Origin of the sequence: Streptomyces brasiliensis (genome assembly GCF_014647875.1) — a bacterium.
Classification (GTDB): Bacteria; Actinomycetota; Actinomycetes; order Streptomycetales; family Streptomycetaceae; genus Streptomyces; species Streptomyces brasiliensis.
Map to the genome: position 1 here is coordinate 320,564 of NZ_BMQA01000006.1, position 21,245 is coordinate 341,808.

17 protein-coding genes and 4 pseudogenes are annotated in these 21,245 nt (G+C 70.3%); 1 reads left to right on the plus strand and 20 read right to left on the minus strand.

Annotated elements, in window-relative coordinates:
* Positions 1–199: 199 nt before the first annotated feature.
* The 13 genes and pseudogenes from IEZ19_RS12600 to IEZ19_RS12655 all read right to left on the minus strand — a co-directional run bounded on the left by IEZ19_RS12600 (position 200) and on the right by IEZ19_RS12655 (position 16,863).
* Positions 200–2,320: a CDP-glycerol glycerophosphotransferase family protein gene (locus IEZ19_RS12600; RefSeq protein ID WP_189311276.1), complete on the minus strand. Its 2,121-nt coding sequence runs from the start codon at positions 2,318–2,320 to the stop codon at positions 200–202.
* 167 nt (positions 2,321–2,487) lie between these two features.
* Positions 2,488–3,987: a bifunctional cytidylyltransferase/SDR family oxidoreductase gene (locus tag IEZ19_RS12605; protein WP_189311223.1), complete on the minus strand. Its 1,500-nt coding sequence runs from the start codon at positions 3,985–3,987 to the stop codon at positions 2,488–2,490.
* A gap of 357 nt (positions 3,988–4,344) precedes the next feature.
* The gene (locus IEZ19_RS53440) at positions 4,345–4,506 is read right to left on the minus strand and encodes a hypothetical protein (protein ID WP_373296963.1); all 162 of its coding nucleotides are present in this window, start codon (positions 4,504–4,506) and stop codon (positions 4,345–4,347) included.
* A 26-nt stretch (positions 4,507–4,532) separates the two neighbouring features.
* Positions 4,533–4,703: pseudogene (locus tag IEZ19_RS53445) on the minus strand (alkaline phosphatase); the annotation flags it as partial.
* Between the two features lie 214 nt (positions 4,704–4,917).
* Positions 4,918–5,580 carry an FG-GAP repeat protein gene (locus IEZ19_RS12615; RefSeq protein WP_189311224.1) on the minus strand — a complete coding sequence of 221 codons (663 nt, stop codon included), beginning with the start codon at positions 5,578–5,580 and terminating at the stop codon, positions 4,918–4,920.
* Positions 5,581–5,667: 87 nt separating this feature from the next.
* Positions 5,668–7,110: an FG-GAP-like repeat-containing protein gene (locus IEZ19_RS12620; protein WP_189311225.1), complete on the minus strand. Its 1,443-nt coding sequence runs from the start codon at positions 7,108–7,110 to the stop codon at positions 5,668–5,670.
* 210 nt (positions 7,111–7,320) lie between these two features.
* Positions 7,321–8,766, minus strand: a complete 1,446-nt coding sequence (gene obgE, locus IEZ19_RS12625) for a GTPase ObgE (RefSeq protein WP_189311226.1) — start codon at positions 8,764–8,766, stop codon at positions 7,321–7,323.
* Positions 8,767–8,881: 115 nt separating this feature from the next.
* Positions 8,882–9,136 carry a 50S ribosomal protein L27 gene (gene rpmA, locus IEZ19_RS12630; protein WP_189311227.1) on the minus strand — a complete coding sequence of 85 codons (255 nt, stop codon included), beginning with the start codon at positions 9,134–9,136 and terminating at the stop codon, positions 8,882–8,884.
* A 13-nt stretch (positions 9,137–9,149) separates the two neighbouring features.
* Complete coding sequence (gene rplU, locus IEZ19_RS12635; RefSeq protein WP_100826193.1) at positions 9,150–9,470, minus strand: 50S ribosomal protein L21; 321 nt, start codon at positions 9,468–9,470, stop codon at positions 9,150–9,152.
* 233 nt (positions 9,471–9,703) lie between these two features.
* Positions 9,704–13,825 carry an Rne/Rng family ribonuclease gene (locus IEZ19_RS12640; protein ID WP_189311228.1) on the minus strand — a complete coding sequence of 1,374 codons (4,122 nt, stop codon included), beginning with the start codon at positions 13,823–13,825 and terminating at the stop codon, positions 9,704–9,706.
* Between the two features lie 278 nt (positions 13,826–14,103).
* On the minus strand, positions 14,104–14,871 hold the full coding sequence (locus tag IEZ19_RS12645) for a TIGR03936 family radical SAM-associated protein (RefSeq protein ID WP_189311229.1): 768 nt from the start codon (positions 14,869–14,871) through the stop codon (positions 14,104–14,106).
* A 48-nt stretch (positions 14,872–14,919) separates the two neighbouring features.
* Positions 14,920–16,047: a hypothetical protein gene (locus IEZ19_RS12650; protein ID WP_189311230.1), complete on the minus strand. Its 1,128-nt coding sequence runs from the start codon at positions 16,045–16,047 to the stop codon at positions 14,920–14,922.
* 216 nt (positions 16,048–16,263) lie between these two features.
* On the minus strand, positions 16,264–16,863 hold the full coding sequence (locus IEZ19_RS12655; RefSeq protein WP_189311231.1) for a hypothetical protein: 600 nt from the start codon (positions 16,861–16,863) through the stop codon (positions 16,264–16,266).
* A gap of 237 nt (positions 16,864–17,100) precedes the next feature.
* Here IEZ19_RS12655 and IEZ19_RS12660 point away from each other — a divergent pair, with 237 nt between their 5' ends.
* The gene (locus tag IEZ19_RS12660) at positions 17,101–17,484 is read left to right on the plus strand and encodes a hypothetical protein (protein WP_189311232.1); all 384 of its coding nucleotides are present in this window, start codon (positions 17,101–17,103) and stop codon (positions 17,482–17,484) included.
* Positions 17,485–17,489: 5 nt separating this feature from the next.
* On the opposite strand, the gene IEZ19_RS12665 is transcribed toward IEZ19_RS12660, so the two are convergent.
* The 7 genes and pseudogenes from IEZ19_RS12665 to IEZ19_RS12695 form a co-directional block, all read right to left on the minus strand.
* Positions 17,490–18,221 (minus strand): DUF2637 domain-containing protein, encoded by a 732-nt coding sequence (locus IEZ19_RS12665; protein WP_229840245.1) that lies wholly within the window; start codon positions 18,219–18,221, stop codon positions 17,490–17,492.
* Positions 18,222–18,244: 23 nt separating this feature from the next.
* Positions 18,245–18,451: a hypothetical protein gene (locus tag IEZ19_RS12670; RefSeq protein ID WP_189311233.1), complete on the minus strand. Its 207-nt coding sequence runs from the start codon at positions 18,449–18,451 to the stop codon at positions 18,245–18,247.
* Positions 18,452–18,782: 331 nt separating this feature from the next.
* Positions 18,783–18,913 (minus strand): annotated as a pseudogene (locus tag IEZ19_RS12675) (phosphotyrosine protein phosphatase); the annotation flags it as partial.
* A gap of 120 nt (positions 18,914–19,033) precedes the next feature.
* Positions 19,034–19,159 (minus strand): annotated as a pseudogene (locus IEZ19_RS53030) (cation-transporting P-type ATPase); the annotation flags it as partial.
* A 40-nt stretch (positions 19,160–19,199) separates the two neighbouring features.
* Positions 19,200–19,460 (minus strand): annotated as a pseudogene (locus IEZ19_RS53450) (CoA transferase); the annotation flags it as partial.
* Positions 19,400–19,999 carry a DinB family protein gene (locus tag IEZ19_RS12690; protein WP_189311234.1) on the minus strand — a complete coding sequence of 200 codons (600 nt, stop codon included), beginning with the start codon at positions 19,997–19,999 and terminating at the stop codon, positions 19,400–19,402. The gene IEZ19_RS12690 and the pseudogene IEZ19_RS53450, both read right to left, overlap by 61 nt.
* Positions 20,000–20,319: 320 nt before the next feature.
* Positions 20,320–21,102: a DUF899 domain-containing protein gene (locus tag IEZ19_RS12695; protein ID WP_189311235.1), complete on the minus strand. Its 783-nt coding sequence runs from the start codon at positions 21,100–21,102 to the stop codon at positions 20,320–20,322.
* Positions 21,103–21,245: the final 143 nt, after the last annotated feature.

Sequence of the window (21,245 nt, forward strand, 5' to 3'; positions counted from 1 at the left end):
AAGTGGCACACGTCACACAGCGAAGAGACAGCCGGGGGTATGCGGCGGTGACATCGGACAGTACGGGCGAGCGGTAAGAGTTGCTCACGGTGAACGAGAGGTGTGGGTAAGAGGGCCTGTAAGAGGCCGGTACGGAAATGGCCCGGCCCCCGGGGATCTCTCCTCGGGGGCCGGGCCCTGTGCTGTCGTACGGGGTGGTTCAGCCCGCCGTGACGCCGTCCGTCTCACCGGTGGACGCCAGTCGCTGTCCGGGCAGCGAGCCCGCCAGCTCCGCCTCCTCGGCGTCAGCGGCGGCGGCGTGCGCCTGCTGGCCGAGGTTGCGGGCCTCCGCCTTACGGGCGAGGCCGGCGACCGCGGTGTTGAACTGGACGATGGACGTCGGCTCGTCCGGGCCCAGCAGATACCGCTTGAGCTCCGTGCGGTCCTCGGCCAGCGGATCGGCCGACGGGTCGCGTACGGCGTCCAGCAGGCCGCCCAGCTCCTTGGCGCTGTTGGAGAGGATCACCGCGGCGCGCACGGCCGTGTTCTGCCGCTTGAACTCCTCCACGCCGAGCTCGGCCGAGTCCGTGACCGCGTACGGCTTGCCGCTCGCGATGAAGTCGGAGACCACGCTCGAGATGTCGGAGACCATCGCGTCGGAGACGTTGAAGCAGTCGTACAGCCGCGGCTCGGCGCCCGTGATGACCCGGTGCTCGTACGCCGGGAAGGAGCGCCAGTAGGCGTCGTTCCACTCGGCGCGCAGCTGGGCGATCTCCTCGTGCTTCCGCACGTCCACCACGCCGTCGCGGGTGGCCTCGGCCTCGTCGCCCTTGTCTCCGGTGGCACCGGAGGCGCCGGACAGCTGGGCCAGGCGGGCCTCGATCCGGGTCAGCTCGGCCTTGGCCTTGGCCTCGGCCTGGGCGGCGGTGTCGGCCGTGAAGCGGGAGTCGGCCGCACGCTCGGCGCCGGCCTTCTCGACCAGCGCGGTGATGCGCTTGTGCGCGGCACCGGCCTTGGCGCTGACGGTGCCGGTGAAGGGGTGCGGCTTGTACAGGACACGGACCGGCGGGTCGGCCTTGACCAGCTTCTTCACGATGTTCTCACCGGCGAGCACGAGGGAGGTGTTGCCGGGGTTGCCGTCCCAGCCCTCCCAGGTGGGTGCGTACAGGACGGTCGGGCAGTGTCCGTCAACGGCTCCGCCACGGCGATCGTCGGGCACCCCCTGCCGGCCCTGGATGGACGCCAGCTGCGGGCGGCCCACCTCGACGATGTCGTCGTCGCGGACGCCGACGTCGGCGATGGCGTAGCGGTCGCGGCCCGCACGGCCGGCGGTCCACACCTCGTCGTACACCTTGCTGAACGGGTTGACGCTCGCCAGTTTGTCGCTGTCACCGTGGCCGATGAAGACGTGCTTCATGGTCGGGACGCGCAGCAGGTGGATGTTCTTGCCGACGTTCGCCGCGTAGAGCGCGACGCGCACGGTCGACAGGTCCAGGTTCATCAGGTGCACACCGCCGGGCACGCAGATGACAGGGACCGTGGTGGGCGCCAGGTTGTTCAGGATGACCCGCTCGCGCAGGATGATCAGCGGCCGGGTGTCCAGCTGCTCCATCGTCTCCAGCCACATGTTGACCTGGTACGCGGAGTCCTTGGAGCCGGAGAAGTAGAGCACCGTCTCGGGCTTGTAGCCGACCAGCCAGTCGTCGACGGCGGCCAGCACCCTGTCGGCGTTCGGCGGGATCTTGTTGCCGCGCACGTACGGCATGAGCGCGAGGACGTACAGACCGCCCAGGACGACCGTGACGACGATGCCGACGTAGCCGTACACGGACGAGTCCAGCGCCGCGGCGACGAGTATGCCCGCGACCGCGAAGAGGTCGAGGTGCAGCATCTTCTCGGCGGAGCGATCCAGCAGGGCGCGCGGCGGCGCGTCCGGGATGCGGATGCGGGACTTGAGGTCCACGTTGCGGGTGGCGACCGGCATCCTGCGGCGGTTGCGGATCAGGGTGACCAGCGCGCCGTGCGGGGCCTGCAGGCCGTAGAAGGCGATGAAGCAGGCGATCGCCCCGTAGTAGATCAGGTTGTCCGCGAGGGACAGCCGGGCCAGCAGCAGGACGAGCAGCAGCTGCCGGATCAGGAAGCGGATCGACAGGCCGGCCCGCACCTTGCTCAGGCGGTTTATCAGATAGCTGCCCTTACGGTGCAAGTAGTGGTCCGCCAGGTACGTCACGGCGGCCGCGGCCGCGAAGGCGTACACATTCGGGACCAGCGCGGCCACCATGAGCGCCGGGAAGCCCAGGATCATGAGGACCGCCGCACCCAGCTCGGCCGCGCTGCCCACCCGGGCGACGCGAATAGCAGTGGATATCACGGAGAACCTTTTGCTGACAAAAAGGCCGGAATGAGACCTTGCGGACGATCTGGAAGTCTTACGGATTCAGGCCTCTGTGAATGCTCCGCGAACGCGTAGCCACAGAGGCCTGAATTACAGATGGTAATTGCAGTTGATTATGCCACGCCGTCCTGGCGGTCCAGGACGCTGGCCAGCGCCTGCTCGAAGCCGGAGGCCCGACCGGCCGGGGCCGTCGGGTCCTGCTGGCGGACGTCGATGACGTGGCCGGTGAGTTCGGACAGCAGCACGTCGAGCGAGGTGCGGGCCACGGCCTCGGAGGAGAGCAGGCTGCCCGCGGGCTCCTGGCCGAAGGCCTTGGTGCGCATCGGGGTCGCGGTGCGCTCGGGGTTGATGCAGTTGACGCGGATGCCGTCGCCGGCCCACTCGTCGGACAGGGCCTGGGTGAGGTTCACCATGGCGGCCTTGGTCGAGGAGTAGAGGCTGTACTCGGCGCGGCCGCGGGTGTAGCTGCTGGAGGTGTAGAGCAGCAGCTGGCCCTCGGTCTCGGCCAGGTACTTGTACGCGGAACGGGCGATCTGCACCGGGGCCAGGTAGTTGACCTTCAGCGCCTCCTCGATGGTGGCGTTGTCGGTCTCGGCGAGCTTGCCGATGCGCAGCACGCCCGCGGTGTTGACGACGTAGTCGATCCGGCCGGTCTCCGCGTACGCCTTGGACAGCGCGTCGTCGACCTCCTCCGGGTTCTCCACGTGGGTGCCGGTGGTGGAGCGGCCGAGCGCGTACACCGTGGCGCCGTAGGACTCGGCGAGTTCGGTGATGTCCTTGCCGATGCCGTAGGACCCGCCGAAGACCACGACGGTCTTGCCGGAGAGCAGCTCGCGGTAGGCCTCGGCGCCGTTCTGCTCGGGCGCGGCGGTGGAGGCGAGCTGGAAGAGCTTGTCGGCGATGAAGACGTCGACCGGCTGCGTCACCTTCATGTTGTACTCGTCACCCGCGACGACGTGGATCGGCACGTCCGGCAGGTACTTGAGTACGACCGAACAGTCGTCCGTGGCCTGGAAGTTGGGGTCACCGGCCGCGACCTCGTAGGCCCGGCGGATCGTGGACAGCTTGAAGGCCTGCGGAGTCTGGCCGCGGCGCAGGCGGGAGCGGTCCGGGATCTCGGTGATGAACTCGCCGTCCTCGCCGTGCGTGCGCGTGACGATGATGGTGTCCGCGGAGGGGATGGCGACGTCGACGGCCTGGTAGCGCTCCAGGGCGGTCACGCAGTCGTCGATGACGCGCTCCGACAGCAGGGGGCGTACGGCGTCGTGGAAGAGGACGTTGCGGTCCTCCCCCTCGGCCAGGCCCTCGCCGAGTGCCTGGATGGCGCGCTCGGTGGTCTCGTTCCGCGTGGAGCCGCCCTCGATGATCTTCTTGACCTTCGTGAACCCGGCCTTGGCGACGATCTTCTCGATGTCCGCGACATAGCCCGGCGCCATCAGCACGATGATGTCGTCGATCGAGTCGGCCTTCTCGAAGGTCGCCAGGGTGTGCTCGATGACTGCCTTGCCGGCGATCTTCAGCAACTGCTTGGGGATCGACAGACCCACGCGCTGACCGGTACCACCGGCCAGGATCACTGCGGTGGTACGGGGCTTGGCTATGTGCTGGGACACAGGGTGACCTACCTTGGGGCGTCAGGGAACCCCGAAATGGTCCCACTTCGAGTAACCGCAGTGCAAGGTGAGCGCCCTTCACTGCATATGTGCTCGCAACCTGTCATTCACCTTGCATCGCTGGTCGTTGCGGATGCGATCCCATGACTCCCGGAATTGCTGTGAGTAACTCCACAGCACTTTCTGATTGCCGACCGTGACAGTCTGTCGGCTCTGCGACATCTCTCCCACTCGGCTGCACCGGATGTTCACATCACGATTCCACGGTATTTCGGTCTCGGTGAGAAAAGGTAAGAAATGAGGGGCACCCCCGGGGTTCGAGTGAGTCCCGGGGGTGCCCTTGGGGGCCGGAGACGATCAGACCGGACGCGCGCCCGGCTTATCCGATTTGATCCTAAGTGTGGCTAATGTTCTCACGGTTGCCCGTGGCGCCACCACCGTGTCGACGACCCGGACCCGCGCATCGATGCCGTCGCGGCGGATGTCGAAGAGGTGGTAGCCGCGGTGGGCGTCGATCACCTTCCAGTGCGGGTTGTCCGCCTTCGAGGCAGAGGGTCGCCGGAGGCGACGCCGAGACTGAACACGCCGTCGGGCAATGGGGTTTCGGCCGCTCTCGCGGCTGCGGGCCGCCAGAGCCGGGTGGTGACCGCGGCGCCGAGGCCGGCGGCACCGGCGGTCAGAAAGCGGCGGCGGTCGGGCGATGCTGCTCCTGTCATGCGCGAACTCCCCCGCCACAGGGGCCTCTTCGGACGGCCGGCCCTTCGAAGCTCCCACGGCCGGTTCGCCCGTCCGCTGAACCGGAGCGTGCGCGTGCATGACAAGTGAGCAGACAACAGGGAGCCCGTTGCCGCACGTACATCACGACGCCTGCCGTGATCTCGCCGCAACGGGTCCCTGGGAGACGCCGACCGACGCCCGGCGAACGGGTGTTCAGTCGGCGAAGCCGTCGCCGTTCAGGTCACCGGCGGCCAGGTTCAGGACGATGCTGTTGTACGGGTCGACCACCATCTGACCGCCGTGCACCGTCGAACCGTCCCGGGCGAAGGGGCCGTTGTCGATCCGCAGGTCCTTGAGGTTCCGCACGCTCACCACGTCGTCCGCGCCGTCGCCGTCGACATCCGCGACGGCGAGGCGCCCCTCGCGGCCGAGCATGTCGTGCCGGGCGCCCCGGGCCACCACGGCACCGCCGGACAGGCCCTTGGGCCCGCCCCAGACGACCTCGACCAGCCCGGCCGCCGAACCCGCGTCCGTGTTCTCGGCGCCCACTCCGACGACGAGGTCCGCGTATCCGTCCCCGTCGACGTCACCGGTGGCGAGCGCGCCGCCGAACCGGTCGCCCGTCTCGGCGGTCCCGGGAATCCCTCGCGAGTTCTGGCTGAACACCTGCCGCGTCGAGGTCTTCAGCCCGGCCGGCGAGCCGTAGACCACGGCCACCCAGCCGGCGTAGCGCTTGCCCGCGACCGTGCCCGACGGCGCGGCCACCGCGAGGTCGGAGTAGCCGTCGCCGTTGAAGTCGTCCTCGAGCTTCGTGGTGGTGGCGGTGCCGGCCGCGGCGTGGGCCGCCGGGACCGCCACGGCCCCGGTCACCTCCATGACGACGGCGAGACCCGTCCGTCAGGTCTTTCGGTGCCTGTTCATGTCGCTTCCTCCTGGGTGGTCGTGCGTACGGGGGTGGAGGGATCAGTCGGTGAACTCGTCGCCCAGGCCGGCGAGCTTCGCGACCGTGCCGAGGGTGCCCGCGCCGAAGGAGAAGGAACCCTTGGCCGTGACCCCGGCGGTGGTGGAGCGGAACACCCACACGGCGCCGTTGAAGCCGTTCTCCCCCATGGCCCCCACGACGGGCTCGGCCCGGCCGTCGTCGTTGGAGTCGACCAGCTCGACGGCCTCGCCGAAGTTGTCGTAACTCTCGGAGGCGCCGGGGACGCCGGAGCTGTTCTGGCTGAAGACCTTGGTGCCGCCGCCCGTGGGCCCGTTCGGCCCGCCCGGAATGACGGCGAAGGTGCCCGCGTACTTCACCGTGCCGACGGCCTCGGCCGAGTCACCGGCCAGGATGTCCCCGTAGCCGTCGCCGTCCACGTCCCCGATGGAGACCTGGGAACCGAAATGGTCCACCGCCTCCTGGGTGCCGGGCACTCCGGGGGTGTTCTGATCGATGACCAGGGGTGCGGTGGTGTCGGGGCCGCTCGCGGTGCTGCAGAAGATCTTGAGCTTCTTGTAGCCGTCGACGAGGTCGGCACGGCCGTCGCCGTTCAGGTCGCCGAGTTCCAGGGACAGGCTGTCCGACTCGACGGGGCGGCCCTGCGCGTCCTTCAGGACGGTGAGCGGACGCAGGCCGTCGCGGCTGCCGCGCACGTAGTGCAGGTAGAAATGGCCGGTGATCTCCTCACCGTCGTCCGTCTCCTCGCGGACACGTGCGACGAGGTCGGTGTTGCCGTCGCCGTCCGCGTCACCCGCCGCCAGAGCGGCAAGCGACTGGTTGGACTTGTAGGTGAGTCCCGTGTCCTGCGTCGAGACGGGGCTGCCGTCCCGCTCGAAGGGCCCGAATTCCACGCTGCCCATCCGGACCAGATCCTGGTGCCCGTCGCCGTTGAAGTCACCGTTGACGACATGGCCGTCCTGGTACGGGCTGTCACCCACGGCCGGCAGGACCGTCGCGGAGACGAAACCGGCCGCGCCGCCCCAGAGCACGGTCCGGCTGCTCTGCCGGGTGACGCCGCCGTACTGCCATTTCTCGCCCTGCGCCTCCACCAGCAGATCGGTGAACCCGTCCCCGTCCAGGTCGGCGGCGCCCAGCCCGTACCCGAACGCGTCCCGCGTCTCGGGGTTTCCGGGCACCCCGGCGGACGCCTGCGAGTAGACCTTCTTCTTGTGGAGGTCGAGCCCGTTCGCGGACCCGTACACCACGGCGACATAGCCGGCCCCGTGCTTGCCGTTCACGGTCGCGTCGGGAGCGGAGACGGCCAGGTCCTCGTACCCGTCGCCGTTGAAGTCCTGCCGCACGCGCTCACCCGCGCCAGGCCCGACGCCGGAGGCCGGTAGTTCGGGGGCGATGACGACGCCCGTCAGCAGGCCGAGCGCGACCAGGACAGAACGGCGGGTTCTGCGCGAGGTGTGCTTGGGCACGTCAACTCCAGGGATGACGAAGGTAAGTCGGCGGCGGAGAGTCTCAAGATCACCCTCCACGCTGCCCAGTACGACCCACCGGACTCCCGCTTGGTTGCCCTGTCGTGCACCGCAACTTTCCCTGGAGTTCACCGAACACGAACGGCGGGCGCACGCACGTGCACCCGCCGTGGAGCCCCGGCCCGGGGCCCGTGTCCGTCCGAACCGGCTCTAGAACGGATCGAAGTCGTCGAACTCCCGCATCGCCTCGTCCCGCTCCGCCTCGCGGTCCCGGCGCCGCTGCACCGCGGGACGCTGCTCCTCGAAGCGGTGGTCCTCGCCACGCCGGCCGAGCATCTCCGCGCCCGCCATGACCGACGGCTCCCAGTCGAAGACGACCGCGTTCTCCTCGGGCCCGATGGCGACGCCGTCGCCGGAGCGGGCGCCCGCCTTCATCAACCGCTCCTCCACACCGAGGCGGTTGAGCCGGTCAGCCAGATACCCGACGGCCTCGTCGTTGTTGAAGTCGGTCTGCCGTACCCAGCGCTCCGGCTTCTCGCCGCGCACCCGGAACAGCGGCTCCCCGCCGATCTCCTCGCGCGTCACCGTGAAGCCCGCGTCATCGACGGCCTTCGGCCGGATGACGATCCGCGTCGCCTCCTCCTTCGGCTGCGCGGCCCGCGCCTGGCCCACCAACTCACCGAGTGCGTACGACAGTTCCCGCAGGCCGGTGTGGGCGACCGCCGACACCTCGAAGACGCGGTAACCACGCGCCTCCAGCTCGGGCCGCACCATCTCGGCGAGGTCCTTGCCGTCCGGTACGTCGATCTTGTTCAGGACGACGAGGCGTGGACGGTTGCCGAGACCGCCGTACTGCTTCAGCTCCTCCTCGATGACGTCGAGGTCGGAGACCGGGTCGCGGTCGGACTCCAGCGTGGCCGTGTCCAGCACGTGCACCAGCACGCTGCAGCGCTCCACGTGCCGCAGGAACTCGAGACCGAGCCCCTTGCCCTGGCTGGCGCCCGGGATCAGACCGGGCACGTCCGCGATCGTGTAGACCGTCGAACCGGCCGTCACCACGCCCAGGTTGGGCACGAGGGTGGTGAAGGGGTAGTCGGCGATCTTCGGCTTGGCCGCGCTGAGCACCGAGATCAGTGAGGACTTGCCCGCGCTCGGGTAGCCGACCAGCGCCACGTCGGCGACCGTCTTCAGCTCCAGGACGACGTCGTGCAGGTCACCCGGCTCACCGAGCAGCGCGAACCCGGGTGCCTTGCGGCGTGCGCTCGCCAGCGCCGCGTTGCCGAGCCCGCCCCGGCCGCCCTGCGCGGCGACGTACGACGTGCCGTGTCCGACCAGGTCGGCGAGCACGTTGCCCGCCTTGTCGAGGACGACCGTACCGTCCGGCACCGGCAGGACCAGGTCCTGGCCGTCCTTGCCGGAGCGGTTGCCGCCCTCGCCGGGCTTGCCGTTGGTGGCCTTGCGGTGCGGGGAGTGGTGGTATTCGAGCAGCGTGGTGACCGACTGGTCGACGGTGAGGATCACGTCGCCGCCGCGGCCGCCGTTGCCGCCGTCGGGTCCACCGAGCGGTTTGAACTTCTCGCGGTGGACGGAGGCACAGCCGTGGCCTCCGTTACCCGCGGCGACGTGCAGCTCGACGCGGTCCACGAAGGTCGTCATGATCAGTGCCTCCAGAGGATTACGGGGTGTTTCTTGCGTAACACGCGAAAGGCGGACCCGCCTTCCCGTCCGGGAAGTGAGGTCCGCCTCGCAAAAGTTCGGTCGAAGCCCGGGGTCAGGCGACCGAAACGATGTTCACGACCTTGCGGCCACGGTGGGTGCCGAACTCCACCGCACCGGCCTGCAGCGCGAACAGCGTGTCGTCGCCGCCACGGCCGACACCGGCGCCCGGGTGGAAGTGGGTGCCACGCTGACGGACCAGGATCTCACCCGCGTTGACGACCTGACCGCCGAAGCGCTTCACGCCGAGCCGCTGGGCGTTGGAGTCGCGACCGTTCCGGGTGGACGATGCGCCCTTCTTGTGTGCCATGTCTCCTCAGTCCTTACTTCGCAGCCGCGGGGATCGCGGTGACCTTGATCGCCGTGTACTGCTGGCGGTGGCCCTGCCGACGGCGGTAGCCGGTCTTGTTCTTGTAGCGCAGAATGTCGATCTTCTGGCCCTTGTGGTGGTCCACGACCTCGGCCTGGACCTTGATGCCGGCCAGCACCCACGGGTCGCTGGTCACAGCGTCGCCGTCGACAACGAGCAGGGTCGAGAGCTCGACCGTGTCGCCAACCTTGGCGGTGGAAATCTTGTCAACTTCGACGATGTCGCCGACAGCAACCTTGTGCTGGCGACCACCGCTGCGCACGATGGCGTACACGCGGATCTCACTCTCTCGCTCGGGAACGGAACCCCCGCAGTCCAGCCACCCGGCACGCGGGCGGCCTCTCCGGAACACCCGGTGCTCCGGAGGAAGAGGTTTACGGGGATGCGGCGTGCCTTTGTCCACTGACACGCCGACGGTCAAGGTTACGGGGCCGCGGTCGAAGGGGTCAAACCGGGCCGGGCCCCCGGGATGTGCGGCCGGTCACGTGGACCGGCCGCACGCCCCGTTCAGCTCTCGTCGGTGGCGGCGGTGACCGTGGTCTTCTTCGCCGTCGACTTGGCGGCGGCCGTCTTGACGGTCTTCGCCGCCTTCTTGGCCGTCGTCTTCTTCGCGGCCGTCTTCTTCGCCGCGGTCTTCTTGGTGGCGGCCTTCTTCGCCGTCGCCTTCTTCGCGGTCTTGCGGGCCGTCTTCTTCGCCGGGGCGGCCTCCTCCGCAGCCTCGGCCCCGGAGCCCTCGGTGTCCTCCGTGGCCGACGGGAGCACCACGACGGCGGTCTCCTCGGACGCGGTGGGCGCGGTCTCCTTGCGCACGGCACGGCGGCGCGGACGGGCCGGGGCAGCGCTCTCGGCGGGCGCCTCCTCGACGACGGCCGGAGCCTCGACGGCTTCGGGCGCCTCGGCCACCGGGGCGGTCTCGGCGACCGTCACGACGGCCGCCTCGGCACCGGCGGGGGAACCGGCCGGCGCGGACACCTTGCGGGTGGCGCGACGACGCGTACGGCCCTTCGGCGCGGCCTCCTCGGCGGCGGGTGCCTCGGCCGGGACGACCGCGTCCTCCACGGCCGCAGGCTCGACGAGCGCCTCGGCGGCGGGCGTCGGCTGCACCGGACGCTCCACCTCGACCTCGGCCGTGACGGCCTGGGCCGTCGGGGCCTCGTCAGTCACGGTCTCAGGTGCCGGAGCCGACTCGCGCTTCGGCGCGCCCGCCGGAGCGGACGCCCGGCGGCTCGCCCGCCGGCGCGTACGGCCACGGCTCGCCGCGGCCTCCGCCTCGGCGACGCTGCTGTACAGCTCCTCGTCCGGCGCGAAGTCGGGGGCCGGAAGCGCGACCGGCTCGGCGACCTCGGCCACCAGCTCGGCCTCGCTCTCCGCCTCCTGCTCGGCGGTCTCGATCGCCTCGGCGACCACCGTCTCGGCCTCGTGGACATGTCCGTCGCCGCCACGGCCGCGCTTCTTGCGCTTGCCGCCGCCTCCGCCGGCGGCGGTCGGCTGCTCCATGTGGACGATGACACCGCGGCCGTTGCAGTGGACGCAGGTCTCGGAGAACGACTCCAGCAGGCCCTGGCCGACCCGCTTGCGGGTCATCTGCACGAGGCCCAGCGAGGTCACCTCGGCGACCTGGTGCTTCGTACGGTCCCGGCCCAGGCACTCGAGCAGACGCCGCAGCACCAGGTCCCGGTTCGACTCCAGGACCATGTCGATGAAGTCGATGACGATGATGCCGCCGAGGTCGCGCAGCCTGAGCTGGCGCACGATCTCCTCGGCCGCCTCCAGGTTGTTCCTGGTGACCGTCTCCTCGAGGTTGCCGCCCTGACCGGTGAACTTGCCGGTGTTGACGTCGATGACGACCATCGCCTCGGTCCGGTCGATGACCAGCGAACCGCCACTGGGCAGCCAGACCTTGCGGTCCAGCGCCTTGGCGAGCTGCTCGTCGATCCGGTACGTCGCGAAGACGTCGACCTCGCTGGTCCACTTCGACAGGCGGTCGGCGAGGTCCGGCGCGACGTGCGCGACGTAGCCGTGGACGGTGTCCCACGCCTCGTCACCACTGACGATGACCTTGGAGAAGTCCTCGTTGAAGATGTCGCGCACGACGCGGACGGTCATGTCCGGCTCGCCGTACAGCAGCGAAGGCGCGTTCGAGCCGCCACCGCTCTTGGACTTCTTCTTGATGTCCTCCCACTGCGACTGCAGCCGCTCGACGTCCCGGCGCAGCTCCTCCTCGCTCGCGCCCTCGGCAGCGGTGCGCACGATGACGCCCGCGTCCTCGGGGACGATCTTCTTGAGGATGGTCTTCAGACGCGCGCGCTCGGTGTCGGGCAGCTTGCGGCTGATGCCGGTCATCGAGCCCTCGGGGACGTACACGAGGTAGCGGCCCGGGAGGGAGACCTGGCTGGTGAGGCGGGCGCCCTTGTGCCCGATCGGGTCCTTCGTCACCTGGACGAGCACGGACTGGCCGGACTTGAGGGCGGACTCGATACGGCGCGGCCCGTTGGCCATGCCGAGCGCCTCGAAGTTGACCTCACCGGCGTACAGGACGGCGTTGCGGCCCTTGCCGATGTCGATGAAGGCGGCCTCCATCGACGGCAGCACGTTCTGCACCTTGCCGAGGTAGACGTTGCCGACGTACGAGGTCGACTGCTCCTTGTTGACGTAGTGCTCCACGAGCACGCCGTCCTCCAGGACGCCGATCTGCGTGCGCTCACCGTTCTGCCGGACGACCATCACGCGCTCGACGGCCTCGCGGCGGGCCAGGAACTCGGCCTCGGTGATGATCGGGACGCGACGGCGGCCCTGCTCGCGGCCTTCCCGACGGCGCTGCTTCTTGGCCTCGAGACGGGTCGAGCCCTTGATGGACTGCACCTCGTCGGACGGCTCGGCGGGCTTGCGGGGCTCACGGACCTTGACGACCGTGCGCTCCGGGTCGCCCTCGTCGGGCTCGGTGTCGGCGGAGGAGTCACCGGCGCGCCGACGGCGACGGCGGCGGCGACGGCTGCTGGTGCTGGAGCCGCCGGCCTCGTCACGGGCCTCGTCGGCGTCCTCTTCCTCCTGCTCGGCGGTGTCCTCGGCATCCTGCGCGGCCTGCTCGGCGGCGAGCTCGTCGGACTCGCCGTCGGCGCCCTCACCGGCCTCGCCCTCGGCGGCGTCACCGCGGCGCCGGCGGCGGCCACCACGACGGCGCCGGCGGCGCGAACCGGTCTCCTCCGACTCGTCGCCCTCGACGGCGTCCTCGACGGACTCCTCCGGCTCCTCGGCCTCGACCGCGTCCTCCTCGGCGGCGGCCGCGACGGTCTGGTCGCGGTCCTCCTCGAAGGCGGCACCCCGGCGGCGACGACGGCGGCGCGAACCGGTCTCGGCGCGCTCCTCCGTGAACTCCTCGGGCTCGTCGGCCTCTTCGGCCTCTTCGGCCTCTTCGGCCCCGGCAGCCTCGGCGGCCGCTGCAGCGGCGGCGCGCTGGGGAGTCTGGAACTGCGGCTCGGTGAACACCGGCGCCTGGAAGACGGCGACGGCCGGCCGCGACGGCCGGCGCGGCGCCTCGTCCTCGACGGGCTCGGCGGCCTCGGGCTGTGCGGGCTGCTGCCGCGCGGGCTCGGAGAACCCGGACGCGGCCTGCCGCACGACCCGGCGACGCCGACGTGGCCCACCGCTCTCGGCGGCGGCTTCGGCGACGGGGGCCTGTGTGGCCACGGCGGACTCGGTCTCGGCCTCCGTCTCGGCGGCGGCCGGAGCGGGCTGAGCGACCTCGACGGGCTCGACCGGCCGGCCGGCCTCGGCGGTCTCGACGGCGGGCGCCTCCTCGGCCTCGGGAGCACCGGCGGGCGCGGACACCCGACGCGTGGCCCGACGACGGGCCCGACGCGGGGCGGTTTCCTCGGCTACGGCGGTGACCTCGGCTTCGGCCGGAGCGGCGGCCTCACTCACCTCAGCGGTCTCAGGGGCCTCAGCGGTCTCAGCAGCCTCGGCACCCTCCACGGCCTCGGCGGGTGCGGAGACACGACGGGTCGCACGACGGCGGGTGCGCGGGGCAGGCGCCGCGGGCTCCTCGGTAACGACGGGCGCCTCTGCGGCGACCTCGGCCTCGGGCTTCTCGTCGGCAGCCGCCACAACGGTCTCAGCGGCCTCGGGCGCACCGGCAGGCGCGGTCGCACGACGCGTCGCACGACGACGCGTACGCGCAGCAGGTGCCGGCTCCTCGGCAACGGCAGGCGCCTCAACGGCCACCACGGCCTCGGGCTTCTCCTCGACAGCCGCCACAACGGTCTCAGCGGCCTCGGGCGCACCGGCAGGCGCGGTCGCACGACGCGTCGCACGACGACGCGTACGCGCAGCAGGTGCCGGCTCCTCGGCAACGGCAGGCGCCTCTGCGGCCACCACGGTCTCGGCGGTCGCCCCGGCGAGGATCTCCTCGGACGACTCGGTCTTCTCCTCGTCCTCCGCGAGGTCCGCGGAGGCGGTGATGTCGGCGGTCTCCTCGGCCGGTATGGCCGGCAAGGTGACCTCGGCCACGGTCTCCGCCGCGGCGGGCGGACCCGCGGGGCGGGACGCGGCACGACGACGCCTGCGCGGCGGCAGGGTGTCGCTGGGCGTGTTCAGTTCGGAACCCTCTGTGGGTTCGATCGGTTCGAGCATGCGGGCGGTTCTCCCGTCAGGCTCCCGGGCGCCGCGCCTGGTCCGGCGTCGATCATCTCGATCGACCACCGCTGACGTCCACGGCCCGCGCGATGCGCGGTGGCCGCCGTCCGGGGCGCGGGCGCCACACGGGAGCTCTCTGTGTCCTGTCTCGCCGGTTCCGTATGCCTTGTCGCGTACGGCCTGGCGAAAGTCTTCTGGTCGGTGCGCTGCCCGACCCAGGTGGCTCCCGAGTCCGAGGGCGGCGCTTCGACGTGCGTCCTTACGCGGAACCTTCCTTACGCAGGCGCCGTCGCGGCGGCAGCGGCCGTGGGGTGGGCCTCTGCTGCCTCGCGGTCGGGCGCGAGCGGGTCGGTCACCGTGCCGGTCTCTTCATCGAACAGCCCCTGCGCCAGCCTGGTCACCGCTGCGGGGACCGGCGGCGCCAGGTCGGCCACGGCGCGAAGACCGGACAGGACGTCGTCGGGTCGTACGGCAGGCGTCACGTGCCGAACAACCAGCCGCAGTATCGCACAAGGCTGGTCGGTCGGCCCATCAGCCTGCGAACCATGCGTTTCCGCATTCGTCAGGCTCACGACCGCGGAACGGGCGTCGAACGTGCGGACGCCGTTCTTGGTCGTACGCCGGACCTCTACGGTGTCGGCCTCCGTGAAGGCCTCGACCGCGCGCTGGGCGTCGGTGGGGTCGACACCGTCCAGCCTGAGCTCCCAGACGGAAGCGGTCAGCCGGTCGGCGAGCCCCGGGGTCCGCGCCTCGACCGCGTCGACGACGTCGAGCCCGGCGGGCAGCGACTCGTCGAGGAGGACGCGCAGTTTCTCCGGGTCACGGGCCTCGGCGAGCGCGATCTCCAGGTACTCCGCCTCACTGCCCGTGCCGGTGGGTGCGGCATTGGCGTACGACACCTTCGGGTGCGGCGTGAATCCGGCCGAGTACGCCATCGGCACCTCGGCACGGCGCAGCGCACGCTCGAAGGCGCGCTGGAAGTCACGGTGGCTGGTGAACCGGAGGCGGCCGCGCTTGGTGTAGCGCAGTCGAATGCGCTGCACCGCGGGTGCGGGCGGCGGGCCTTCGGGCTGTCGCTTGCCCAGTTTCGTTCAGTCCTTAGTGAGTGCGGTCGTACTGCTACCAAGAGTACGTGTCTCACCGCCCGAGGGTTCCCGCCGGTCCACGGCCACCGGCTGCCGCGGCTCGCCGAACAACGCCCGACGGATGTCGGCACGGGCCTGCCGTACGGTCTCGCGGGCGCCGGCCAGCGCCTGCCGCGTGGCCCGGCCCACGGCGCGCGCGGCCTCGGCCGCGGGGCGCAGGACGGCGCCCCGGACGACATGCCCCACCGGGGTGAGGACCGTCCTGTAGACCCAGCGCACCGGCTCCACGAAGAACCACCGGAAGAGGGTCCCGAGGAACCGCCCGACGGCGAGCGAGATGTGCCCGGCGATCCGCCAGGCGTGCGCTAGCGCCTCCCCCACCTCGCGCGCGACGACGGCGAGGACCCGGCCGACGGGCACGAGCACCCAGCGCCACAGGGCGAGGGCGGGCAGGGCGAGCAGGATGCGGGTCGCCCAGTACAGGACCCAGCCGATTCCGGTGACGACGGCGCCCACGCACCACGCCAGGGCGCGTCCGACCGGCGCGAGGACCCACTCGTACAGCCATCGGGCGGGTACGACGATCAGGTACCGCACCAGCCGGGCGACCACGGCGTACAGCCCGACGCCGACGGCGGCGAGCACGCGCCCGACGCCCCTGAGTAGCCAGGCGATGCCGTGTCCTATCGGGGTGAGCACGCGCGCGTACAAACACGCGAGGCCGGAGCCGATCCCGCGTGCGAGCCACGCGAGGGCGTGTCCGACCGGGGTCAGCACGTACCGGTACAGCCACCCGAGCGGTAGGACGACGAGCACGTGCCCCAGCCGGGCAAGCGCCTTTCCGAGGGGTACGAGGACGTACCGCCACAGCACCACGAAGGGCCGGACGAACAGTGCGCGGGCGACCCACAGCAGTGCCCTGCCGAGCGGGCGCAGCACGATGTCGGCCAGGAACCGCCCGGCTACAACGAGCGCGTCCCACGCGATGCGCACCGGCACCACCAGCACGAGCACGACGATCCGCAGGGGCAGACGCAGGGCGACGACGAGGCAACCCTCCGATTCCTGGTGACGCTCGGTCTCCCGAGAGCGCTCCGGTTCCTGGGGGCGCTCGGGCGCCTTGTCGAAGTCCATACCCACCAGGACGTCTCAGCCGCCGGTCCGGATCCCTACGGCGGCGGACAGGCTAGTGCTGTGGCCGGGAAGGTTTGCCGGGAAGCTCGCGGCGTCCGGTGCGGTGCATCGCAAGGCGGAGCGTCACCCGCGTACTGGATGTACTCGGGTGAGGCGACAACGCCGCGAGGTGCCGTGCCGGGCGTCGCGAGCCGGTGAACCCTTCCGGTCACAGCACTAGATCGCGCGGGCGCGGTAGGACTCCGGGTAGCGCTGGGTGAACTTGATGGCCCAGACGAGCAGGGCGACGGGGATGACCCAGTTGAACCAGTCGCTCAGCTCCGGCACGCGGATGGCGAGCCAGGTGGAGAGCGCCATCAGGGTGAACGCCCCGCCCCAGGTCGCGGTCAGCACCATGTTGATGTGCTTGAAGACCGGCGAGTCCCACACCTCGGGGGGCGTGGAGCGCCGGGCGTACTGCGCGGTGAACGGATCGGCGAGCAGCGAGCCGAGCGCGACGACGGCCACGACCGCGTTCGACAGGACCTGGGCATACGTCTCCAGCCAGATGAGCTCATGGCGGTCCAGGGCGAGCGCGAGGACCGAGAGCACGCCGAAGAACACGATGCCCGCCATGTCGAGGATGTTGAGCCGCCCATGGGGGATGTCCTGCCCGGCCAGGCCGAAGGAGGCGATCAGCGCGGCGAGTGCGGCGTACTCCCAGGTGCTGGGGCTCGCGACCACGCCGAAGATGATCCACGGAGCGAAGGAGAGAAAGGCACCGCCGGCGCTGACGGACTTCCGGGCCGGGGCCTTCGTCGCCGTCTGCTGTCTCATGGGAGATCCTCCCAGCGCTGACCACCCCTGTGTCGTAACCGCCCCACCGTTCCATCGTGCCGTGGCAGCGGGGCCTTCGCATGCCGCTGCGACGGTCCCGGCCAGCAGTCGATGGGGCTACCGGGTGCTCCCCGCGCTCGCCTTCGAGCACCGGATCGCAGCCGGGGTTGCTGATCCGGGGGTTGTCGCGGTGGCCGAGAGCTGGTGGCACGACCTCGGCCCGGAGCTGCGCGCGCTGTGGGAGTCGGGCGACCGCGCGGTCTTCGGCCGCGTCGTGGAGCCGGCCTGGACGAGGGGACTCGGCGCCGGCGGGCCAAGGCGTACGGCATCGACTCACCGTTCGCCCTGCCCACCGAGATCGCCCGGTACGACGTCACACCGGTCGTCGACCGGATCACCGCCCCGCTGCTGACCACGGACCGGAGGGCGAGCACTTCTGGCCGGGCCCACCACGACGCCCTGCCCGGCCCGGAGCGACTGGCCCCCTTCACCGAGGCGGAGGGCACCCATCCGCACTGCGAGCCGACGGGCAGGGTGGTGTTCGAACAGCGTGTCTTCGACTGGCCGGCCGAGGTCCTGGACCGCGCGCCGTGGAACTCACGTATCCGGCCGTCCTGTTGAGGGACTCACGTCTTGGAACTGCGGTGTGCGTGGGCCCCCTGGGGCGCCTGCTGACGGGTCCGGTACTTGGAGGAGACCTGGCCGATGAGTTCCCAGAAGCAGACCAGGGCCGTGATCGGCGGGATGCCGAGCATCACGAACGCCAGCAGCGAACGGGACGAGTGGCTGACACACAGGGCCACCGCCATGAACGAGGCCGCGAGGATGACCCCCCAGGAGCGGTGTGCGCTGCGGCGCTGGACGGTGGCCCGCAGGATCGACAGGGCCGCCACGAACCAGGGCCCGTACACCGTGAGCGGCCACCACTGCGCCAGCCCCGCGGGCAGTACGGACTCGGCGATGGTGCGGAGTTGGCCGTAGGAGTACGTGATGGACCAGGCCAGCATGGACGCCGCGCACACCGCGATCGCGGCGATCAGGATCGTGACGTGGGTGATGCGCTGACCTCCGTCGAGGAAGTGCGACTCGGGGCGCTGGCGACGGCGGTTGGTCCTGCGCTGCGGTCGCTGCAGGGGAACCGTGTCGGCCTCCGGACCGGTCGTCGCCGCGGACAGCATGTGCGCCAGTTCCTCGTCCAGGTCCCAGGCGTTCGGTGTGACGTCCGGTGCCGGGTTGTCCCAGGTCTGCCGGGTGGGGAAGGAGACGGTGCCGTAAGAAGGCTGGTTCAGCGCGTCGCGTTCTGTTCTCAAGGCGTACTGCAGATGGTAAAGATGTGCCTCATCGTTGTTCCTGTCCATCTAAAAGTCCTCCGCGCTCTCGTTCAGGATGTTCCGTCTAGAGCACGGGATCCGGGCGGTTTCGCCGGTACGGCACCGGCTCCGCCATGCCGCTCGCGGGCCGCCCGCAGGTATTCGGTTTCCACATTCCTGATCTTGTCCAGAAAATCGTCGAGCAGGTCCGAGCAGTTACTGAGACGAGCTCCAGCGCCGGTCAACGCGTGATCGTTGCCGATCGGCGACTGATTCATGGCTCCGCACCCTTCTTTCCCAGTCACGGTCACATAACGAGCGCCATCGGAGGGAAGGTGTCGGGCGTTCGGGGGATTGAATCACCCGAACGAGTTATCCGGAGCGTAGATCAACATACTTGACCGGTGAAGGTATGAAATAGCAGAAGAAGAGAACCCGACAGCGCCGGGGTCCTCATTTTCCGCAATCATTCCGCCGCACCGGAGCGCGGCGGCCGTCACGGATTCAGCAGTCTCCGCGGGAACGTTGTCCCACCCACATCACACGAACGGCCCACAACCCGTACGACAGGTGGCCGAACGTGTCCGCGACAGCGCGGCCGGCGCAGCCTCAGCCGCCCAACTCGGCCGGCAGAGCGCGAACTCGCCGCTCGATCTCGTCGCGAATCGGCCGGACGGCCGCCATGCCCTGCCCTGCCCGGCAGGATCGTCGAGTCGCCAGTCCAGGTACCTCTTGCCGGGGGCGTTCATGGCGCTCTCCGCCTTGCCCTCCTGCCGCATGCCGACGACCGCGTTGACGACCGTGAGCACGAGCAGCAGCACTCCGGTGCTCCACTCCCTGATCACCAGGGAGACCGCGGCCGCGCTCACCAGGACCAACTGCAGGTAACTGCGGTACTGGGCCAGACAGCGACGCCAGCCCGGCACGGGTTTCTCTTCCGGCAACGCGTTCGGACCGTTCGCCTCGAGAAGCGAACCAGATCTGATACGACCTCAAACGTTCTCCGACGGCCAAGGAAGAGCGTCCGCGCCGTCCGTGTGCATTGGCCGACATGTACACGATGCCACGTCGGCCCGCCGCGGCGAGCGGCTCCGGCAGCAGGCCGAAGCGCTCGTTCACGGCCGGGCGGTAGGTGGATGCGAACACGTCGGCCGTGGCGACGAGTTGCCGCATGGTCGCCAGGTCGTCTTCGTACCGCAGGTCGAGTCGGTGGCAGCAGTGTGCGGTCAGCCGTTGTCGGCTGCCCGCGCCGCGCGTTCCAAGCGGCTCCGGTAGTCCTCCCACCATGCCTGATCACCCGGTGCCATGTTGTCCTTGCCCTGCAGGTATCCGACGGATCCGTCGATGAGCTCTCGCACGATGTCGGCGTGGCCTGCGTGCCGCTGAGTATCGGAGATGACGCGTACCAGAACGTGGTGCAGTGTCACCTCTCGGCGTTCCTCCGGCCACCACGGTACGTGACCGATCGCGTCGAGCGTCAGTGTCGCCATCGTGCTGTCGGAGTGCTCCCACGCCTGCTGATACAGCCCAACGATCTCTTCGCGTGACTCGTCTGCGGTGGCCCACATGTCCGAGTTCGGTTCTGCGTTCTCCGTGTACCACCAGGGCGGCGGCGCCTCGTCGAAGAACGGCCGCCCGAACGTGTCGCCGAAGTACCCCAGTTCCACGCCGGCGACATGCTTGACCAGCCCCAACAGGTTCGTGCCCGTGGGGGTCAGCGGGCGGCGGATGTCGTATTCCGAGAGACCGTCGAGCTTCCACACAAGGGCGTCACGCGCGTCCTGCAGGTATCGGAGAAGGTCCGCTTTCGGGTTCGGTTCGATCACGCCGGGCAGTCTTCCACCCGGCACTGACAACCGGGCTCCGCGGAACAACGAGGAACGCGGCTTCATGTGGTTGCCCGTTGGAGGGTGTGTACAACAGTGGCTGCGTTCCGTAGTGATCAACGGAGGAGGACGCGGTGACGCGGGAGGGCGAACCCGGCCCGACCGTACATCTGCCTCGTGATCCCCTTGGCCCGCCTGGTGACGCCTTCGGTGCGGCCCCGGCGAACCGCCGCCGATCGAGCGCGCGGGCGGGCCCTCGCGTCGTCCGGAGGTTCCGCCCGGCACCTGACACCTTTGCCGGCACCGTCGGCGAAGGCGCGTCAGTGGTGGTGGCCGTGCCGGCCGAGGGTCTCCACGGGGGCCGCGCCGGGGCGGGTCCACTGCGGCACGGGGCGGCTGGTCGGGCCCCAGGTGGCGTTCCCGTCCGCGTCCGAACGCCAGGACCAGCACGGGCTGCTCCCCTCGGGCCGGCCCTCGGGGTTGTCCTCCCACGCCTCGCCGCGGCCGTAAGGCGTCATGTCGAGCAGGCCGAGGGACCCGTTGACCCGCTCGTTGCCACGGCCCGTCGTGGAGTAGGTGAGGAACACGCGGTCGCCGTCGCGCAGGAAGCAGGTGAGGTAACCCATGCTGCCGCCGACCGGCGCGTCCACGTCGCGCACCGAGTACCAGGGCTGGGTGTAGCCCATGAACTCGACGTAGGAGGCCACCTCGTCCCAGCGGCCCGTGGTCAGGATGGCGAACGAGACGCCACGGGCGTTCAGGTAGACCGCGTCCTTCAGGTGCCAGGCCGTGGTGGTGCAGCCCTCGCACTGCCCCTGGTGCGGCGCGCCGTCGTACCACATGTGCTTGTAGACCACGAGCTCGTCGCGGCCCTGGAACAGGTCGAGGAACGGGACCGGGCCGTCGGGTCCGACGACCTCGACCGTCCCGTCGAACTCCACCATCGGCAGCCGGCGGCGGGCCGCGGCGATGGCGTCGCCCTCGCGGGTGTGGGCCTTCTCGCGGATCAGCAACTCGTCACGGGCGGCCTGCCAGGTGGCCAGGTCGACCACGGGCGGGCGGCCGGGCAGCGCGGTTCTCGGGTCGTCCGGCGTGGTCGTCATGGTGTCCTCCGTGGTGTCTCGTGCCGGGCAGCGTCCTGCGACGGTTCTACGACGGTCACCAGAACAGACTCGCCACCCGGCCGGAACTCATCGCTGCGGAGGCACCCGGGCCTCTCGGTGGCCGCCATCGACAGCCGCACCCG